15 protein-coding genes and 1 pseudogene are annotated in these 18739 nt (G+C 41.2%); 12 read left to right on the plus strand and 4 right to left on the minus strand.

What is annotated here, in order from left to right:
- Positions 1-46: 46 nt before the first annotated feature.
- The 3 genes from gcvT (at position 47) to gcvP (ending at position 4794) form a co-directional block, all read left to right on the plus strand.
- Positions 47-1141 carry a glycine cleavage system aminomethyltransferase GcvT gene (gene gcvT / locus G6Q48_RS16820; RefSeq protein ID WP_102137428.1) on the plus strand — a complete coding sequence of 365 codons (1095 nt, stop codon included), beginning with the start codon at positions 47-49 and terminating at the stop codon, positions 1139-1141.
- Between the two features lie 45 nt (positions 1142-1186).
- Entirely contained in the window at positions 1187-1579 is a 393-nt protein-coding gene (gene gcvH / locus G6Q48_RS16825; RefSeq protein ID WP_036958523.1) for a glycine cleavage system protein GcvH, read from the plus strand.
- A gap of 338 nt (positions 1580-1917) precedes the next feature.
- The gene (gene gcvP / locus G6Q48_RS16830) at positions 1918-4794 is read left to right on the plus strand and encodes an aminomethyl-transferring glycine dehydrogenase (RefSeq protein WP_166267682.1); all 2877 of its coding nucleotides are present in this window, start codon (positions 1918-1920) and stop codon (positions 4792-4794) included.
- 95 nt (positions 4795-4889) lie between these two features.
- Here gcvP and G6Q48_RS16835 read toward each other — a convergent pair whose 3' ends face one another.
- The 3 genes from G6Q48_RS16835 to ygfZ all read right to left on the minus strand — a co-directional run bounded on the left by G6Q48_RS16835 (position 4890) and on the right by ygfZ (position 7642).
- Positions 4890-5786: a hypothetical protein gene (locus G6Q48_RS16835; RefSeq protein WP_166267684.1), complete on the minus strand. Its 897-nt coding sequence runs from the start codon at positions 5784-5786 to the stop codon at positions 4890-4892.
- Between the two features lie 240 nt (positions 5787-6026).
- Positions 6027-6647, minus strand: a complete 621-nt coding sequence (locus G6Q48_RS16840; protein ID WP_102137431.1) for an HD domain-containing protein — start codon at positions 6645-6647, stop codon at positions 6027-6029.
- 11 nt (positions 6648-6658) lie between these two features.
- Positions 6659-7642 (minus strand): tRNA-modifying protein YgfZ, encoded by a 984-nt coding sequence (ygfZ, locus tag G6Q48_RS16845; RefSeq protein WP_166267686.1) that lies wholly within the window; start codon positions 7640-7642, stop codon positions 6659-6661.
- Between the two features lie 247 nt (positions 7643-7889).
- On the opposite strand from ygfZ, the gene sdhE reads away from it, so the two are divergent.
- Together sdhE and G6Q48_RS16855 are read left to right on the plus strand one after the other, a co-directional pair.
- Complete coding sequence (gene sdhE, locus G6Q48_RS16850; RefSeq protein WP_004261864.1) at positions 7890-8156, plus strand: FAD assembly factor SdhE; 267 nt, start codon at positions 7890-7892, stop codon at positions 8154-8156.
- Positions 8137-8547, plus strand: a complete 411-nt coding sequence (locus G6Q48_RS16855; RefSeq protein WP_102137433.1) for a protein YgfX — start codon at positions 8137-8139, stop codon at positions 8545-8547. Before sdhE ends, G6Q48_RS16855 begins: the two co-directional genes overlap by 20 nt.
- 110 nt (positions 8548-8657) lie before the next feature.
- Here the strand turns inward: G6Q48_RS16855 and fldB are convergent, their stop codons facing one another.
- Positions 8658-9176 carry a flavodoxin FldB gene (fldB, locus tag G6Q48_RS16860; protein WP_166267688.1) on the minus strand — a complete coding sequence of 173 codons (519 nt, stop codon included), beginning with the start codon at positions 9174-9176 and terminating at the stop codon, positions 8658-8660.
- A gap of 117 nt (positions 9177-9293) precedes the next feature.
- On the opposite strand from fldB, the gene xerD reads away from it, so the two are divergent.
- The 7 genes and pseudogenes from xerD to G6Q48_RS16895 all read left to right on the plus strand — a co-directional run.
- Positions 9294-10196 (plus strand): site-specific tyrosine recombinase XerD, encoded by a 903-nt coding sequence (gene xerD / locus G6Q48_RS16865; RefSeq protein WP_102137435.1) that lies wholly within the window; start codon positions 9294-9296, stop codon positions 10194-10196.
- A 21-nt stretch (positions 10197-10217) separates the two neighbouring features.
- Positions 10218-10922 (plus strand): bifunctional protein-disulfide isomerase/oxidoreductase DsbC, encoded by a 705-nt coding sequence (dsbC, locus tag G6Q48_RS16870; RefSeq protein WP_166267690.1) that lies wholly within the window; start codon positions 10218-10220, stop codon positions 10920-10922.
- 9 nt (positions 10923-10931) lie between these two features.
- Positions 10932-12665, plus strand: a complete 1734-nt coding sequence (gene recJ / locus G6Q48_RS16875) for a single-stranded-DNA-specific exonuclease RecJ (RefSeq protein ID WP_102137436.1) — start codon at positions 10932-10934, stop codon at positions 12663-12665.
- A 129-nt stretch (positions 12666-12794) separates the two neighbouring features.
- Positions 12795-13896, plus strand: a protein-coding gene (gene prfB / locus G6Q48_RS16880) for a peptide chain release factor 2 (RefSeq protein WP_102137437.1) whose coding sequence is annotated in 2 segments (ribosomal slippage) — positions 12795-12872 and positions 12874-13896 — 1101 coding nt in all. Because the reading frame shifts where the segments join, the coding sequence is not laid out codon by codon here.
- A gap of 7 nt (positions 13897-13903) precedes the next feature.
- A complete protein-coding gene (gene lysS, locus G6Q48_RS16885; protein ID WP_102137438.1) occupies positions 13904-15421 on the plus strand; it encodes a lysine--tRNA ligase in 1518 nt (505 codons plus the stop codon).
- A gap of 831 nt (positions 15422-16252) precedes the next feature.
- Positions 16253-16807, plus strand: coding sequence for a hypothetical protein (locus G6Q48_RS16890; protein WP_102137439.1), 555 nt, complete (start codon positions 16253-16255; stop codon positions 16805-16807).
- Between the two features lie 20 nt (positions 16808-16827).
- Positions 16828-18739: pseudogene (locus G6Q48_RS16895) on the plus strand (hypothetical protein); the annotation flags it as partial.

Below are 18739 nucleotides of genomic sequence, written 5' to 3' on the forward strand. Positions count from 1 at the left end.
CACCACGCAATCACCCTGTCATATTAATAATGTAAAGAGGGTATTCATGGTAAAGCAAACAACACTATATGATGAACATATAGCCTGCGGTGCAAAAATGGTCGATTTTCATGGTTGGATGATGCCGTTGCATTATGGTTCACAGATCAATGAACATAATTTTGTCAGAACCGAAGCAGGGATGTTTGATGTTTCCCATATGACTATTGTCGATTTACACGGCGAAGGCTGTCGTGACTTTCTGCGTTACCTTCTCGCCAACGATATCAATAAACTCACAGAACAAGGTAAAGCTTTATATACAGGTATGCTGAATGCTTCTGGTGGTGTTATTGATGACCTGATTGTGTATTACTTTGCTGATGACTTTTATCGCCTCGTTGTAAACTCAGCAACACGTGATAAAGACCTCGCTTGGATTGAACAGCATGCTAAAGGTTATGCGGTTGAAATTCGTGTCCGCGATGATTTAGCGTTACTGGCTGTTCAAGGGCCGCAAGCGCCAGAAAAGGTTCATTCGTTACTCAGTTCGGAACAAAACAGCGCCATCGAAGGAATGAAACCCTTTTATGGTGTTCAAACCGGGGATTTATTCATTGCAACCACTGGGTATACGGGTGAAAAAGGTTATGAAATTGCCATGCCTAAAGAGCAAGTCATTGAATTTTGGCATAAGTTGCTCAAGGCAGGGGTTCACCCAGCGGGCTTAGGGGCACGGGATACTTTGCGCCTTGAAGCCGGTATGAACCTATATGGGCAAGATATGGATGAAACAATTTCGCCATTAGCCGCGAATATGGGATGGACGGTAGCTTGGAAACCCGAAGATCGCCAATTTATTGGCCGTGAAGCATTGGAAAAATTACGCGAACAAGGTACTGAAAAACTTGTCGGTATTGTGATGCGTGAAAAAGGTATACTGCGTGCAGGGCAAGTTGTCCGCTTTACTGATGAACTGGGGAAACTACAAGAAGGGGTGATAACCAGTGGCTCTTTCTCGCCAACCCTAGGTTTTAGTATTGCGTTAGCGCGTGTCCCGAACGGAATTCAAGACAAAGCAATTGTTGAAATCAGACAAAGAGAAATGCCAGTTGAAGTCGTTAAACCTGGCTTTGTCCGTGAAGGTAACTGCTTAGTGTAATTTGGGCGAATCTAATTAATAAATTTAAAAATTGAGAGGCTAGTGATGAGCAATACACCTAAAGAATTAATGTACACCCGTGAACATGAGTGGCTGCGCGATGAAGGTAATGGTGAATTTACAGTTGGTATCACCGAACATGCGCAAGAGACGTTGGGTGACATGGTGTTTGTTGATTTACCCGAAGTGGGTACTGCGGTAAGTGCAGGCGATGACGTTGCAGTCGTCGAATCAGTTAAAGCGGCATCCGATATTTACGCACCACTGAGTGGCGAAATTGTGGCGGTTAATAGCGAGTTGAATGACGCACCAGAGCTCGTGAATGAACAACCGTATCAAGAAGGTTGGATTTTCCGTATTAAAGCATCAGATACCGCAGAGCTGGCGGATTTGATTGATGCGGCGGGGTATACCTCTATGATCGAAGCCGAAGAATAGTTTATTCGTCATATTTTGTGTTGTGGCGGTGTTGGCTTCGCTCTCTCGTCCTAGTCACATACTGATGTATGCTCCTAGGGTCTCATTTGCTTGCCGCCTAGCCACAACCTCGTCATATTTCATCTTGTGGCGGTGTTGGCTTCGCTCATTCGCCCTAGTCACAAGATGAACTATTTAGAGGGTTGAACAAATATAATTAGTAAGAAACAAGAAACAAGAAACAAGAAACAAGAAACAAGAAACAACCGCAATATTATTGATTTTAAGCGTTATCTCGCAAGTTCCGTAATAGCCGCCCTACAACTTATGCATAGCAGACAAAGGATGGGAACACAGATATGTCGATGTCACTGAGTCAATTAGAAAACCGTTCAGAATTCATTTCGCGCCACATTGGTTCATCAGAACAACAATTAAAAACCATGTTAGACACCGTGGGTGCAACGTCATTAGATACCTTGATGGACAAAATTGTCCCCAAAGCCATTTTGCTTGCAGAACCGCCAAGAGTGGGTGGTGGAGCAACTGAGCAAGAAGCTTTAGCTGAATTAAAAGCGATAGCATCACTCAATAAGCGCTACAAAAGCTATATTGGTATGGGCTATGCACCCGCAGTGCTTCCGCCAGTTATCTTGCGCAATTTATTAGAAAACCCGGGTTGGTATACCGCTTATACGCCATATCAACCGGAGGTGTCTCAAGGCCGTTTAGAATCATTATTGAATTTTCAACAGGTCACTATCGACCTTACCGGCTTAGACCTCGCTTCTGCGTCGTTATTGGATGAAGCTACTGCGGCAGCGGAAGCCATGGCGATGGCAAAACGGATCAGCAAACTGAAAGATGCAGAACGCTTCTTTGTTGCAGATGATGTTCATCCGCAAACCCTAGATGTTGTTCGCACACGTGCGGGGACTTTTGGTTTTGAAGTGATTGTGGATAGCGCAGAGAAAGCACTCGAACACGAAGGCGTTTTCGGTGTGCTACTTCAACAGGTCGGTACGACAGGTAACGTCCATGATTACAGTTCACTATTTGCTCAACTAAAAGAGCGCAAAATTGTCAGCTGCGTTGCTGCAGATATGATGGCTCTTGTGCTGTTAGCTGCTCCGGGTAAACAGGGCGCTGACATTGTATTCGGCTCAGCTCAACGTTTTGGTGTACCAATGGGCTACGGTGGCCCACATGCAGCATTCTTTGCTTGTCGTGATGAGTTTAAGCGGGCAATGCCGGGACGTCTGATTGGCGTTTCACGGGATGCGGCAGGTAATACCGCGCTGCGTATGGCGATGCAAACTCGTGAGCAACATATTCGTCGCGAAAAAGCGAACTCGAATATTTGTACATCCCAAGTGTTGTTAGCCAATATTGCCGCCATGTATGCGGTTTACCATGGGCCAAAAGGGCTGAAAATGATCGCTGAGCGTATCCATCGTTTCAGCTCTATTTTTGCCAAAGCATTAGCAGACGCAGGGGTTACTTCACGTCATAAAACCTGGTTTGATACATTATGTATTGAAGTGGCAGACAAAACAGCGGTGCTAGCACGTGCTGAGAAAGCTAAAGTGAATTTACGCACTGATATTCGTGGTGCAGTTGGCGTGACGTTTAGTGAAATCACGACTCGCCAAGATTTAAATGAATTATTTGCGGTGATCACAGGCATTGAAACTAAGTTGGATTTTGAAAAACTAGACCAATCGGTTTCAGCGACAGAGCAAGCGATCCCAAGCACTATGTTACGTAATGATGAAATTTTAGCGCATCCAAATTTTCACCGTTACCATAGTGAAACCGAAATGATGCGCTACATGCATAGTTTAGAGCGCAAAGATTTAGCCTTAAACCAAGCGATGATCCCACTGGGTTCTTGTACGATGAAGCTCAATGCGGCAGCGGAAATGATCCCAATTACGTGGCCTGAATTTGGCGAGTTACACCCATTCTGCCCACCTGAGCAGGCTCAAGGTTATCACCAAATGATAGAGCAGCTTTCTCATTGGTTAGTGCAATTGACCGGTTATGATGCGGTTTGTATGCAACCTAACTCAGGAGCACAAGGTGAATATGCAGGTTTGTTGGCTATTCGTCGTTATCATGAAAGTCGCAATGAAGGGGAACGAAATATTTGTTTGATCCCGGCTTCTGCTCATGGTACCAACCCAGCCTCTGCACATATGGCAGGTATGGAAGTGGTGGTAGTGCGTTGTGATGATGAAGGTAATATCGATTTAGCGGATTTACGTGAAAAAGCTCAGCAACATAGCGAAGCACTTTCTTGTGTGATGGTAACTTACCCATCGACACATGGGGTATATGAAGAAAGTATTCGTGAAGTGTGTGAAATTATTCACCAATATGGTGGCCAAGTATACCTTGACGGCGCAAATATGAATGCTCAGGTTGGGTTAACAACGCCGGGCTTTATTGGTGCGGATGTTTCTCACCTGAATTTACATAAAACATTCTGTATCCCTCACGGCGGTGGTGGCCCTGGTATGGGGCCTATTGGTGTGAAAAAACACTTGGCACCGTTCGTACCGGGGCATTCTGTGGTTGAGCAAGAAATGTTAACCGACCAAGGTGCGGTATCTGCGGCTCCATTTGGTAGTGCATCCATTTTGCCAATTAGCTGGATGTATATTCGTATGATGGGCTCTTATGGTTTACGTAAAGCTAGCCAAGTGGCTATTTTAAATGCGAACTATATTGCTAAGCGCCTTTCTGGTCGTTATGACATTTTATATACAGGGCAAGACGGTTATGTGGCTCACGAATGTATTGTTGACTTGCGCCCAATTAAGAAAGACACCGGTATTAGTGAGCTCGATATTGCTAAGCGTTTAATTGATTATGGTTTCCATGCGCCAACCATGTCTTTCCCTGTCGCAGGGACATTAATGATTGAGCCGACTGAGTCTGAAAGTATCACGGAAATTGACCGTTTTATTGATGCGATGTTAGCTATACGCGATGAAATTGACCAAGTAGTGAAAGGCCAATGGACACTCGAAGATAACCCTCTCGTGAATTCGCCTCATGTGCAAACAGAGTTAGCCGGGGAGTGGCCACATCGTTATAGCCGTGAGCTTGCCGTGTTCCCGACAGCACAAACGAAAGCGAATAAATACTGGCCAGCGGTTAAACGCCTTGATGATGTGTATGGTGACCGCCATTTACACTGCTCGTGCGTACCGATTGAAGATTATATGTAGGAATAAATCACGCTTTTCATTAAATAGTGTGAATTAAATGTTTTTAGGCTTGATTTCGGTAGTTTACTGAGATCAAGCCTTTATTATGGGTATCTCTAGCCCGAATATTGTGAAATACCCGTGTAATTTTTACCTTGATATAGTTTTTCCACTTCGCCTGTTTCCATAACGACTTGGTAAACACCCCCATTAAGGTCGGCGACATACATTAGTTGTGCTGATTTATCATATGTGAGCCCAATCGCCTCTTTAAAACCACGGCTTATTACTTTGTAATGGCTCAATCCATCAGAAGCAATAGTGGCACAATTTAAGCTATTGCCATCGGGCTCAGCGCCTCTATCTGTCCAATATAAAATATGGATTTCTTCATCAAGCAATAAATCAATAGGCTCGGGTAGGTATTGAAGGAGCAATTGAATATCAGTGCGTTGATTGGCTGGTTGCTGGGTTTTAGGTGTTAATGGTGCCCTAAAAATACGGCCTAAATTGCCTTTAGCGGTGCCTTTTTGTGTCCAGTAGAGCCAGTTATTTGCAACATCAACAGTAATACCAACGCACTGGTCTAATATATCTACGTTATTGTGTTTATCTCGGGGCCTTGCTACATGGATTAATAAATCAGAACCATCGACATGACATGATGAAACCATACCGCCTTCACGGTCACACCAATATAATCGTTGATTCACTAAATCAAGGTGTAATTGTTTTGGCGTTCTTACTTTTCCATTGCCTAATAGCGTTTTTCTGCCTGTACCATCAAAATTCATCACATTGATGGAGCCATCGTCAGCGTCATAATCATCCCCCATATTGCTCCAATAAATTAATCGATTAGTAGGGTCAATGGCAATGCCGTCAGGAGTTCCACCGAGTCCTTCGATAATTGGGATTGTTTGATGTGTTGATTTATTGAATTGAATTATTGCGGGTGAATGGACATCTAGTAGCAAAAGGTAAGGGGTTGAATATTCATTGAATTTTTGCATTTTAAACCTCTCAGGCAAATGTTCAATGATAAAGATAGGAGTGATATTAATAATTAGCAAGTTATTAATATTGATATTTCTTTATTAGTCGAGATTAATAATTATATATAGAATATAAAGTAGTTTATTATTTAAATTAAAATAATGAATTAGTGAAAAGTATATCTTGTCACGGACAATATAAATTAGATGAGTGTAACACGTTAAATAAAGCGGCTTTTCAGCCGCTTTTGGCTAAAATTACAACAACCAACCTTTTTGTTGGGCGAGTTCTAACTGTAATTTTAACTGCTGATAAAATTCAGGCAGAATTTGCTCGATATAATCACACTTACTGAGTACTTGCTCAAGGCGGATATTATTTTCAACCCAACTTTGTCCTTGATTGTGCAAGTTCATTAGCATTGGCATCGCTCGGTCAATGGCATTTGCATAGACAGACTCTGGCGTTTCTAATGCATCGTACTCATTCCACAATGCTAAAAGGGTTTCAGCTTGTGGGCTAGGCAACAAGTTGAAGATACGGTTAGCGGCTTTAACTTCTTCTTCATGAATAGCATCACGAGCTGCATTATCAAAGACCAATACATCACCTGCGTCAATTTCAACAATGTCATGCACAAGGGCAAGCTTTATCGCATGTTCGATATTAATGCCTTGTACATAAGGTGCAAAACTCATTGCTGCAACCGCAAATTGCCAACTGTGCTCTGCCGTATTTTCTTGGCGTTCACGGTTCAATAACTTATTTTTACGATAAACGCTTTTGAGTTTATCTAATTCCATTAAAAATTGGACGACTTCGGTAAAAGCCCCAAAATTAACCACCTCTACGGGCTTGCTACCTAATGCAGATGACATAAAAACTCCAATTAATTCTCTTCTAATGAATAAGGTAATGGTGCGATGGTTAGGTGACTTTGCTCATCACCCATAACACGGAAAACGCTATCGGCTTCCATATCGTTATTCATAATGACTTGTACATAAATTTCACCACTACCTAAGCGGATAGCTGCTAAAACAGTTCCTGTGCGACGCCATTTATCACCAAGCTGCCATTCCACACCTTCGCCGATAACAGGAATAGTGGTGCCTGTGCCTTTCAAGGTGTACATCGCGCGTTTATTTGCACCACGGAATTTTGCACGTGCAACCATTTCTTGCCCGGTATAACAGCCTTTCTTGAAGCTGATACCGTGAGGTAGGGCTTGCAAATTAGTGGCTTGAGGTAAATGTTGGGCACTATTTGCTTGATCGATAACGGCAAAACCCGCTTCGATATCAAGGGCTAGCCATTGTTCATCATTAACTTGAATAGCGTCTAAGGTTTGAGCCATTTTTTGTGCGGTTTCTTCGTTGGTGATCACCAAAAAACGCTCTGTGGGTAATGCAAAATGCAATATTGTGGAAGCACCGTCTGTAATGACTTGGTTTTGCTCGTCAGGTAATGCAGTAAATAATGTTGCCAGCGCTTCTCTTGCACCTTTACCTGCGACCCCGATTAATTTTAGGTCCGGTTTTTTTTCAAAGGTGACTTTTGAGAAAACTGCATATTTTTTCAGCTCAGCAAGTTGTGAATCGGCAACGCTGGTTCTCAATAAATATGAATAACCGTCTAAGTGATGGAATAAGCGGAGATCACTCCACATTTTACCTTTGGGATCACAGTGTGCTGTTAATGCATGTGACTGAGTGAGTATGGCAATATCCGCGGTCACTTGGCCTTGCAGGTATTTCTCTGCATCAGCACCGTGGAGATGAATAAGTTCCCAGTTTTCCAGTGAAATCAAAACGAGTGGTAAAGACTGAGATCCGAGAGGAAACTGCTGTGTACTATCAATGTGGTTAGTCATGATTTCACCTGTTGTTCTTTGATAGATAAAGGTGCCTAATGGTAAAATAGCTAGATAACATTGCAAGTAGTTATTATGATGAAGCTGTATTATCTAATAGTTTTTTATCATCTGTTTGTAGAAAAACGGTATTTTACTACTAAAATTACAACAATGTAGTCTATAACATGTTTTCTTAGCGGATAATCTGTTAGAGTATGGAAAATAATCAATCTAATCAGTTAACTGCAAAAAAGGCCGTAGTAGAATGGATATTGAGAATAAAGCGCGAATTCATTGGGCATGCCGTCGTGGTATGCGTGAATTAGATATTTCAATCATGCCGTTTTTTGAGTATGAATATGATGACCTAACAACTCACGATAAGCAGGTATTTGTCCGTTTATTAGAATGTGCGGACCCTGATTTATTCAATTGGTTAATGAATCATGGTCGCCCAGATGATGACGAACTTTTTCGTATGATTAAACTGATTCAGGAAAAAAATAAAAATCGTGGTCCTGTGGAAATCTAATCTCTCCATTTCATGGAAAACTCAATTGTTCTCAACCTGTGTTCATGGGGTTGTTGGGATGTTTTTACTATTGGCTCCATGGTCCCCTGATAACTCAATGATATGGTTGCCGCTATTAGTGGTTGTCGTTGCGAGTTGGGCAAAGAGCCAGAAAAATATCAGTAAAATAAAAGGGGTTGCTGTACTGGTTAATGGCAATAAGGTTCAATGGAAGAAAAATGAGTGGAGAATACTGAAAGCGCCTTGGCTTAGCCGTTATGGGGTATTGCTGACACTAGAAGCTTTGCAAGGTAAACCGCAAAAGGTTCATTTATGGATAGCGAAAGATGCTGTGTCAGAAGAGAATTGGCGTAATTTAAACCAGTTATTACTGCAATACCCTGATATCTAGGCTACCAAGATCACTGGCGATAAACCGCATGGGTAGCCTGAGAGTATGTAGATAACCCTCACTTTGGGTTATCAATAAGCAAGCTAATATAAGCTTGCGCCATACTTGCATTATAACAACGCTTCAATTTCCTCAAAAATCTGTACACACCACTGTGCGATGCGCTCATCAGTTTGTTCAAACTGGTGGACTTCATCTAATGCAAGGCCAACAAACATATCACCGGTGTCATTGAGTGGTTTAGGGCTATCAAAGGTATAGCCTTCAGTTGGCCAGAAGCCAACAAATTTAGCACCGGTTGGTTTCAGTTGGTGGTAGAGCATCCCAAGGGCATCAAGAAACCACTCGCCATAATCTATTTGGTCACCCAGCCCATACATCGCAATAATTTTATTTGCGAGGTTAAGATTGGGAAGCGCTTCCCAAATTTCAAGCCAATCTTCCTGTATTTCACCAAAATCCCACGTAGGTATTCCCAAAATAAGAACATCATACTGTTCCATTTCTGCCGGCGGTGTATCGTTAACGTTATGAAGTGTGACTAAATCATCGCCGAGAATATCACGTATTTTTTCTGCAACCATTTCGGTATAACAGGTACTAGAACCGTAAAAAAGACCTATTTTCATATATATTATTACTATGTCCAGCTATGGTTTTCATCACAAGGGATGTATTGTAACAGAAGCAGCCACATTCAGGCATAATAGAATCGTGTGGTATTATCTAAAGGAAGCTTATCTGTCGTGGAAATAAAACAACTTAATCCATTAATTGAACAATTTCTTGATACAATTTGGCTTGAACAAGATCTAGCCGAAAATACATTGGCTTCTTATCGTAATGACCTTCAACTATTAGATAAATGGCTTGATGCACATCAGTTGCATTTAGAAAATGTTCAATCAATTGACCTACAATCTTTTTTTGCTGAACGCATTGATTGTGGATATAAAGCAACGAGTTCAGCACGTTTATTAAGTGCGATGCGTCGGTTGTTTCAATATTTGTACCGGGAAAAAATCCGTTTGGATGACCCTTCAGCGGTGATTGCTGCTCCCAAAATTCCGCAGCGTTTGCCCAAAGATTTAAGTGAAAGACAAGTTGAAGATTTATTGAATGCCCCTGCTACCGAAGATGCTTTAGAGCTACGTGACAAAGCGATGCTGGAAGTGCTATATGCATGTGGTTTGCGTGTTTCTGAATTAATTGGTTTAACTTTTTCAGATATTAGTTTGCGGCAGGGGGTTATTCGTGTTGTCGGTAAAGGCGATAAAGAAAGATTGATTCCCTTGGGGGAAGAGGCAATATATTGGCTAGAGAAATATATTGATGAAGGTCGCCCAGATTTATTAAATGGCAAAACGAGCGATATTCTATTCCCGAGTAAGCGTGGCACGAAAATGACTCGGCAAACGTTTTGGCACCGAATAAAATATTACGCAGTACTTGCACATATTGATAGCGAGCTACTCTCACCGCATGTTTTAAGACACGCATTTGCAACTCATTTACTTAATCATGGGGCAGACTTACGCGTGGTACAAATGTTGTTAGGTCATAGTGATCTATCAACCACACAAATTTATACTCATGTAGCGACTGAGCGGTTACGAGTATTACATGAGCAGCATCATCCAAGGGGGTGATGCATGATTAAAGGACTATTTATGAAACGCAAATTGATATTATTGGCTGCTGCATGTATTGCAACGTTGACTTCCTCAGTCTATGGGGCAACAGAAGAAAAAGTTATTCGTGATACGTTGGAAAAATACAACATGGTTGTTGAAGTGATTAAACCTTCACCCATTGTTGGGCTGAATGTTGTTGAAACATCAACGGGTGTTGTATACATCACTGATGACGGCAAATATTTATTGCAAGGGCCAATTTATGATATGAGCGGTAAAAACCCAGTTAATATCAGTAATCAGCCATTAATGAAAAAAGTAGAAGCGCTCAAAGGTGAAATGATTGTTTTTAAAGCGCCGCAGGAAAAGCATGTTGTGACCGTTTTTACCGATATTAGCTGTGGTTACTGTAAAAAATTACATGAATCTGTTGGTGAACTAAATAGCCAAGGTGTCACGGTGCGTTATCTTGCATATCCACGTCAAGGTGCGGACAGTGACGTAGGGAAAAAAATGGCGTCTATCTGGTGTAATGGCCTACCACAAAAAGCGCTAACTCAAGCGTTTAAAGGTGAGGAAATTGCCATGATTGAAGATTGCAGAATTGACCTAAGTAAACATATGAGTGTGGGTAATTTATTTAAAGTGACGGGAACACCAGCGATCATCCTACCGGATGGGCAATTACTACCTGGCTACATGAAACCGGATGCCCTTGTTCAATTACTCAACGAAAAATAGTTAATTATTGTGAATGTAGAAACACTCTTACAACAAAGGCAGCAGCAAAGTTCTGCTGCTCAACTTCCTGGCTTGCCTGAACTATTACAACGGATTTATCAACACCGAGGCGTCACCGATATCACTCAGTTAGAGCGTAAAGCGGCCAATTTATTGGATTATCGGACATTATCGGGTATTGATAAGGCATTACCGCTACTTTATCGTGCTTTAAATGAACATGAGGCTATCACCATTGTTGGGGATTTTGATGCCGACGGAGCAACCAGTACTGCGTTAGCTATTAGAGCCTTAAAATCAATGGGATATAGGAATATCAATTATATCGTTCCGAACCGCTTTGAAAATGGTTATGGTTTAACGCCTTTGGTGGTTGAAGAAGCGCGTAACCAAGGAACGAATCTCATTATTACCGTTGATAATGGCATTTCATCCCATGAAGGCGTTGAAGTAGCTAGCCATTATGGAATAAATGTCATTATTACTGATCACCATCTGCCGGGGGAAACTTTGCCTGCTGCGGATGCGATAATCAACCCGAATTTAAACGAGTGTGGCTTTGCCTCTAAATCATTAGCAGGGGTTGGTGTCACATTTTATTTAATGTCGGCATTACGTGCGTATTTACGCCAGCAAGGTTGGTTTGTGCAACAAGGCGTGGCAGAGCCTAATTTAGCCGAATACCTTGATTTGGTTGCGTTGGGAACTGTCGCAGACGTGGTTCCTCTTGATGTAAATAACCGTATTTTAGTTCATCAAGGGCTTAATCGTGTTAGAGCGGGGCGTTGTTGCGCGGGTATTAAAGCCCTCGTTGAGGTTTCCAAGCGGGATTTATCAAGGCTAGTGGCAAATGATTTTGGTTTTGCACTTGGTCCTAGATTAAATGCGGCAGGTAGGTTAGATGATATGTCGGTGAGCATTGAATTATTGCTGACTGACGATATGGCCTATGCGCGGGAACTAGCAAATGAGTTGGATGGGCTAAATCAAACTCGCCGTGAGATTGAAGCGGGTATGCAGCAAGAAGCTCTCGTGCTTTTTAACCAATTCGAATACGGTGAAAACCAGTTACCAAATGGCCTAGCCATTTACCACCCCGAATGGCATCAAGGCGTTGTAGGGATATTGGCTTCTAGGATCAAAGAACAATACCATCGTCCGGTTATTGCATTTGCCCCTGCTGGTGATGGCTTATTAAAAGGTTCAGGGCGCTCTATTCAAGGGGTGCACATGCGCGATGCACTTGAACGCTTGAATACCTTACAACCGGGGTTAATGCAGAAGTTCGGTGGTCATGCGATGGCGGCAGGTTTGACGCTTGAAGTGGATAAATTTGATGCTTTTAAACATCACTTTGAGCTATTGATGGGGGAACTTATTCAGCCTGAACAACTTGCTGGAGTGATATGGAGTGATGGTGAGCTTTCTCGCAATGAATTTTGTTTAGAAACAGCGGAACTTATTCGAGAGAGTGGCCCTTGGGGACAATCATTCCCCGAGCCAGTATTTGATGGTGAATTCCAATTATTACAGCAAAGGCTAGTGGGTGAGCGTCATCTAAAACTCATGTTAGAGCCGGTGAATGGCGGGCCAATGTTAGATGCAATAATGTTTAATATTGATGTGCGCCGATGGCCAGATAATAGTATCAAAAAAGCTAAAATAGCCTTTAAATTGGATGTAAACGAGTTTCGAGGGCAAAAAAACGTACAATTAATGATTGAACATATTTGGCCGGATTAAACGGGTAATTAACACACTGAATAACGATGAAATAGCGTTTTATGGCGCTATAAACATGAGATAAATTCCGCTATACTAAGCGGTTTGTGAACAAAAAAATATTTTTGACTAACCATAAGATATTGAAAAATGACGTTTGAAATAAACCCAATAAAAAGTAAGATTCAGGACCTGTCTGAGCGGACAGTGGTTCTGAGGGGGTATCTTTGACTATGATGCCAAGAAGGAACGCTTAGAAGAAGTCAACGCTGAGCTTGAACAGCCTGATGTTTGGAATGAACCCGAAAGAGCGCAAGCCCTTGGTAAAGAACGTTCATCACTTGAGGCAATTGTTGAAACAATTGACCAGATGACGCAAGGCCTTGAAGATGTTGAAGGTTTATTAGAGCTTGCGGTTGAAGCGGATGATGAAGACACATTCAATGAAGCAGAAGCTGAGTTAGAGCAATTACAAGGCAAATTAGAGCAACTTGAATTTCGTCGTATGTTCTCAGGCGAATATGATAGTGCAGACTGCTACATTGACTTACAAGCGGGTTCTGGCGGTACTGAAGCGCAAGATTGGGCAAGTATGTTATTGCGCATGTACTTGCGTTGGGCTGAGTCAAAGGGCTTTAAAACCGAGATTATCGAAGAGTCTGATGGTGATGTTGCTGGGCTAAAATCGGCAACGGTCAAAATTATTGGTGACTATGCCTACGGGTGGTTAAGAACGGAAACAGGTGTTCATCGTTTAGTCCGTAAGAGTCCATTTGACTCAGGTGGGCGTCGTCATACTTCTTTTAGTTCTGCGTTTATTTATCCTGAAGTTGATGATGATATTGATATCGAAATCAATCCAGCGGATTTACGTATTGATGTATACCGTGCTTCTGGTGCTGGTGGTCAGCACGTTAACAAAACAGAGTCAGCGGTTCGTATCACACATATTCCAACGAATATTGTGACGCAATGCCAAAATGACCGTTCACAGCATAAAAACAAAGACCAAGCGATGCGCCAGTTAAAAGCGAAGTTATACGAACTGGAAATTCAGAAGAAAAATGCAGACAAGCAAGCGATGGAAGAGAATAAGTCCGATATTGGCTGGGGAAGTCAAATTCGTTCTTACGTCCTTGATGATGCAAGAATAAAAGATTTACGTACTGGTGTGGAAACGCGTAACACGCAAGCCGTACTGGATGGTGATTTGGATAAATTCATTGAAGCTAGTTTAAAAGCTGGCCTGTGAGGAAAAAATGTCTCAGGAACAACAAGGTGTTGAACAAGCACCTGATTTGAATAACGAACTTAAAGCCCGTAAAGAAAAGTTAGCGGCACTGCGTGAAAAGGGTATTCCATTTCCAAATGATTTTCGTCGTGAAGATATTTCCGATAAAATTCATGCGCAATATGATGATAAAACATCCGAAGAGCTTGAAGACCTAAATATTGAAGTGTCGATTGCTGGCCGTATGATGACTCGTCGTATCATGGGTAAAGCATCATTCGCAACGTTACAAGACGTTGGTGGGCGTATTCAGATTTATGTTTCCCGTGATGATTTAGCGGAAGGCATCTATAACGAACAGTTTAAAAAATGGGACTTAGGCGATATTTTAGGCGCTAAAGGCCGTTTATTTAAAACCAAAACAGGTGAGTTGACTGTTCATTGTCATGAAGTCCGTTTATTGACCAAAGCATTGCGCCCATTACCTGACAAATTCCACGGTTTATCAGACCAAGAAACACGTTACCGTCAGCGCTACCTTGACTTAATCGCGAATGATGAATCTCGTCATACTTTTATTGTTCGTTCTAAGATCCTCGCTGAAGTGCGTAATTTTATGGTTGGTTACGGTTTTATGGAAGTCGAAACCCCAATGATGCAAGTCATTCCAGGTGGTGCTTCTGCGCGTCCATTTGTGACTCACCATAATGCATTAGATATCGATATGTACTTACGTATTGCGCCTGAACTGTACTTGAAGCGCTTAGTTGTTGGTGGTTTTGAACGTGTATTTGAAATCAACCGTAACTTCCGTAACGAAGGCTTATCTCCACGTCATAACCCAGAATTCACGATGATGGAACTGTACATGGCGTATGCGGATTACCGTGATCTGATCAAGCTAACAGAAGATTTGTTCCGTACATTGACACAAAATGTTTTAGGTAACACGGTTGTTCAGTATGGTGAGCAAGAGTTTGATTTTGGTAAACCTTTTACCAAACTCACTATGAAAGAAGCGATTTGCAAATATCGTCCTGAAACCAACGTTGCTGATTTGGATGATATGGATAAAGCGGTGGCAATTGCTCAATCAATTGGTATCAAAATTGAGAAAAGCTGGGGGCTTGGCCGCATTCAGTGTGAAATCTTTGAAGAGGTTGCAGAGAGCCACTTAATCCAGCCGACATTCATCACTGAGTATCCTGCAGAGGTTTCACCATTAGCGCGTCGCAATGATGATAACCCATTCATTACTGACCGTTTTGAGTTCTTCATTGGTGGTCGTGAAATCGGTAACGGTTTCTCTGAATTAAACGATGCAGAAGACCAAGCTGAACGTTTTGCAGAGCAAGTTCGTCAAAAAGATGAAGGCGACGACGAAGCAATGTTCTATGATGAAGACTATGTTACCGCATTAGAGCATGGTTTGCCGCCAACTGCAGGTTTAGGTATCGGTATTGACCGTATGGTGATGTTATTCACTAATAGTCATACTATTCGCGATGTTATTTTATTCCCAGCTTTACGTCCTAGCAAAGCTTAAATGCCATTATGCCCGGTTAATACCGGGCATATATTAACATTTGTAAGCTATCAATATTGACTCCTCTTATGTTTCATTCAAGCAGTTCATTTTAGTTATAAGATAAAACACTATTTACTAGACGCGAAATGAGTAAGGTGAAATAAAATCACTGAAAAGTGTTTTTTTAGTGATTATGGCTATGTAATCAATGTATTTTATTAAAAATAGATTTGAGTTACGAATCGTATCAATTTAATATAAGTAATTATGGCAGATAACTGCTATGCTCTATTACGCATTTTTAGCATCAATAAATACGTATTTTGATAAAAACTTGATCCTATTTATAATTTTTAATTATTGTTAGCCTGTAGAATTGAATTAAGCAGGTTACTCATTTTTTGTATGATGACGTTTATTGTTATATCACAAGTTTAAAATGTGTTAGCAGCTTGAAAAATGGAAAAAGGTTTATTTTTTTGTGAGTGAATATTTTATTTGTTAACAATTGTTACAGGTGACAGAACTAAAATAAGAATTTACTTGGAAAGAATTGGGTCGCTTACAAGGTTTATAGAGTAACTCGACCGTTCTCTGACATAAAATAATAAAAAATTACGGCAAAGGTGTAGAATTATCCCTTTATAGGGTGACTAGTGGGAATTAGCTCATAAAATTAATGAAAATGTGGCAATAAAATAATTTTAAAACTAAAGTTAAGCTAATCTAAATTTATGAGATGACTCTATTTCTACATTCGGACTTATAGAAAATAGCTAATTTTTAGCTTACACTAGGTTTTTTTGACATCATTATAATAGCGAAGAAAAGTGCTGGTAAGGTAACCATATGTTTTTAAAAAATAAATTTTATGTTGCATCTTTGCTTATAGCAGGTACAGCTCTTCTTTCAGGTTGTACATTTGGCTCAGACTCATACAATACAGCAACACCGAATACCCCAAGTAAACAGGTAGTCAATACAAGTACCACTCAGCCGGTAACACAATCGACTGTTGATACCAATCCAGGTCAGGCTGATAACTCTTATCCTGAATCTCAAAAAGTTTTAAACAACGCAATTAACCGTACACCAGTTGCTTCTACAACTTATGGTGAAGCGGGTGCTGATCAGCAAACATTTGCTCATTTGAATACGTGTGTTAAAGAATTAAACGCGCTCAAAACACTCTCACCAAAAGATTACAATCGCTTAGTAGGTTCATTTAAAGAAGTTAGCGAAATCAACCGTCTATATCGACAAGTTGAAGGGACTGCTAGCCCTGACACAATTGAATTATTACAAATGGCGATAGAATCTAAAACCAAAGTATTGTGTGCAAAAGTTCGTTATAACTCAGTATTGTCTACCGAATCAACATTGAAGAAAATTAGTGGATTATGAGAATAAACCTTAGGCTTTGTGTGTCACTGGCACTTGTTACGACTTTTTTTAGTCATGCTCCAAAAGCAGAGCGCTTTAACAATGTAATTGATGATTTTGATACTTATCTTCAAATGGAAAAAGAAGGCAAAGTACAAGAACAAAAGCAACAATTGCCAGTTAATACACAAAACCAGGGTTATGAAATCTTTTCTTCGCTATCTACTGTTCCTGCTCCAAAAGAGAAACAAAAATCTGCGGCAGCGAATAAAGGAACGAAAGGCAAAGCTACAGGGAAGAATAAATCTGCTGCGGCATCAACGAAGAAAGTAGATGTTGCGAAGGCAGAGCCTGCTGAACCGGAAAAAACGACTTTTTCTGAAGTGTGTGCGGTGACGACAGAAAATGGGGCATCCCCTATTTTGTTGTCGTCTTACCCTTATTTCTTCCAAAGCAATCAATGGGATCCTGCTTATCTAGCCAAAGATTTTGCAAAATATCAATTGGTTCTTGACCCACTCGGCTTATATGCATCTAAATTTGCCAAGCCAACAGGTATTAATACCTCTGCTTATCTTGAGCAATTGGCGCAATTAATTGAACGTCAGCAATTAGCACATCTATATAAGTTTGGTATTGCTCAAGGTGTAGGCCAACTTATTGCCTATAATCATTTGCTCAATGATGAACAACTCGTTTCTGAACTCATTAATCATAATAAGAGTATCGCGCAATTAACGCATACAATTACGGAAAAACAATTTGAGATTGATAAACTAAATGATGACGTTCTGAAAAGTAAAGAGCAAATCGCGCAATTACAGGCAATTGTCAATTCATCAGATGACCAATCTTTAATTGACACATTAAAGACTAAACTGGCGGATGCTCAAAAGACAATTGAGCAAAAGCAAAATAGTCTTGATCAATTGAGTCAAGAAAATCAGCAAACCCAAGAAACCATTGCTCAACTTGAAAAACAATTAAATGAAAGTGTCGTTGAACAAGCCCAACTTAAACAGCAATTAGCAGATAAAGAACAGCAATTTGCTGCTGCAAATTTGAAAATTGAGCAACTAACTGCGGATATTGCAAAATTAGAGTTGGAATCTAAAAATCAACTGCAAGTCGCGGGTAACGCTGATGAGCTGATGAAATCAGTGACAGCTGAACTTTTACAGCAAAAAGAACTGTTGAAACAGAAAGAAAATGAATTAGCGACCGTTAAAAGTGAAAAAGATGGTGTTGCATCGTCTTTAGTCGCCCAGCAAGAAAAAAGTAAATTATTAGAGTTACAAAACCAGCAATTACAAACTCAGTTGGTAGAAAAAGAACAATTAGCAGAAAAAATTCAAGTTTCTCTGGCGAAGAAAACGGAACAAGCAGAGCAACAAGTTGCATTAGAGAACGCCTTAAAAGCCGAACTGGCTGAGGCGAAAAAACAGTTAGCCGAGCACCAAACTGCGCAAAATGCGTTGTCCAAACAGTTTGCGAACAGTGAAAAACTGCAGGCAGACTTGCAGGCGAAACTCCTTCAACAAGAGCAAAATTACACCACAGCACAGGCGCAGCTGAAACAAGCGAATGCGGATTTACAGAAGCTCCAAGCTGATATGGAAAAACAAACCGCCTTGATGAGCCAAGCGAGCGATCAGCAAGTTAAAGCACTGACCGCCGATTTAAACAAACAACTTGCCTTGTTGAAGCAAAAAGAAGACGGTTTGAAGAAAGCGGAAACGGAAAGCCAAACCACCCGTGAGGCTTTAGCGAAGCAGCAAGCGGATGCAAAAGCATTAGCGGAGAAAAACCAGCAACTGACGGCTGAGCTGCAACAAAAAGCGCAACAAGCAGACAAAATTCAAGCCTCTTTAGCCGAGCAGACCGCGAAGGCGGCTCAGAAAGTGGCGTTAGAAGCCGAACTGGCTGAGGCGAAAAAACAGTTAGCCGAGCACC

It is taken from the genome of Providencia sp. M-27 (assembly GCF_011077905.1).
Classification (GTDB): Bacteria; Pseudomonadota; Gammaproteobacteria; order Enterobacterales; family Enterobacteriaceae; genus Providencia; species Providencia huaxiensis.

Coding starts and splice junctions, on each gene's coding strand:
- gcvT (WP_102137428.1), top strand. CDS start 47: ATGGTAAAGCAAACAACACTATATGATGAACATATAGCCTGCGGTGCA.
- gcvH (WP_036958523.1), top strand. CDS start 1,187: ATGAGCAATACACCTAAAGAATTAATGTACACCCGTGAACATGAGTGG.
- gcvP (WP_166267682.1), top strand. CDS start 1,918: ATGTCGATGTCACTGAGTCAATTAGAAAACCGTTCAGAATTCATTTCG.
- G6Q48_RS16835 (WP_166267684.1), bottom strand. CDS start 5,786: ATGCAAAAATTCAATGAATATTCAACCCCTTACCTTTTGCTACTAGAT.
- G6Q48_RS16840 (WP_102137431.1), bottom strand. CDS start 6,647: ATGTCATCTGCATTAGGTAGCAAGCCCGTAGAGGTGGTTAATTTTGGG.
- ygfZ (WP_166267686.1), bottom strand. CDS start 7,642: ATGACTAACCACATTGATAGTACACAGCAGTTTCCTCTCGGATCTCAG.
- sdhE (WP_004261864.1), top strand. CDS start 7,890: ATGGATATTGAGAATAAAGCGCGAATTCATTGGGCATGCCGTCGTGGT.
- fldB (WP_166267688.1), bottom strand. CDS start 9,176: ATGAAAATAGGTCTTTTTTACGGTTCTAGTACCTGTTATACCGAAATG.
- dsbC (WP_166267690.1), top strand. CDS start 10,218: ATGAAACGCAAATTGATATTATTGGCTGCTGCATGTATTGCAACGTTG.
- lysS (WP_102137438.1), top strand. CDS start 13,904: ATGTCTCAGGAACAACAAGGTGTTGAACAAGCACCTGATTTGAATAAC.
- G6Q48_RS16890 (WP_102137439.1), top strand. CDS start 16,253: ATGTTTTTAAAAAATAAATTTTATGTTGCATCTTTGCTTATAGCAGGT.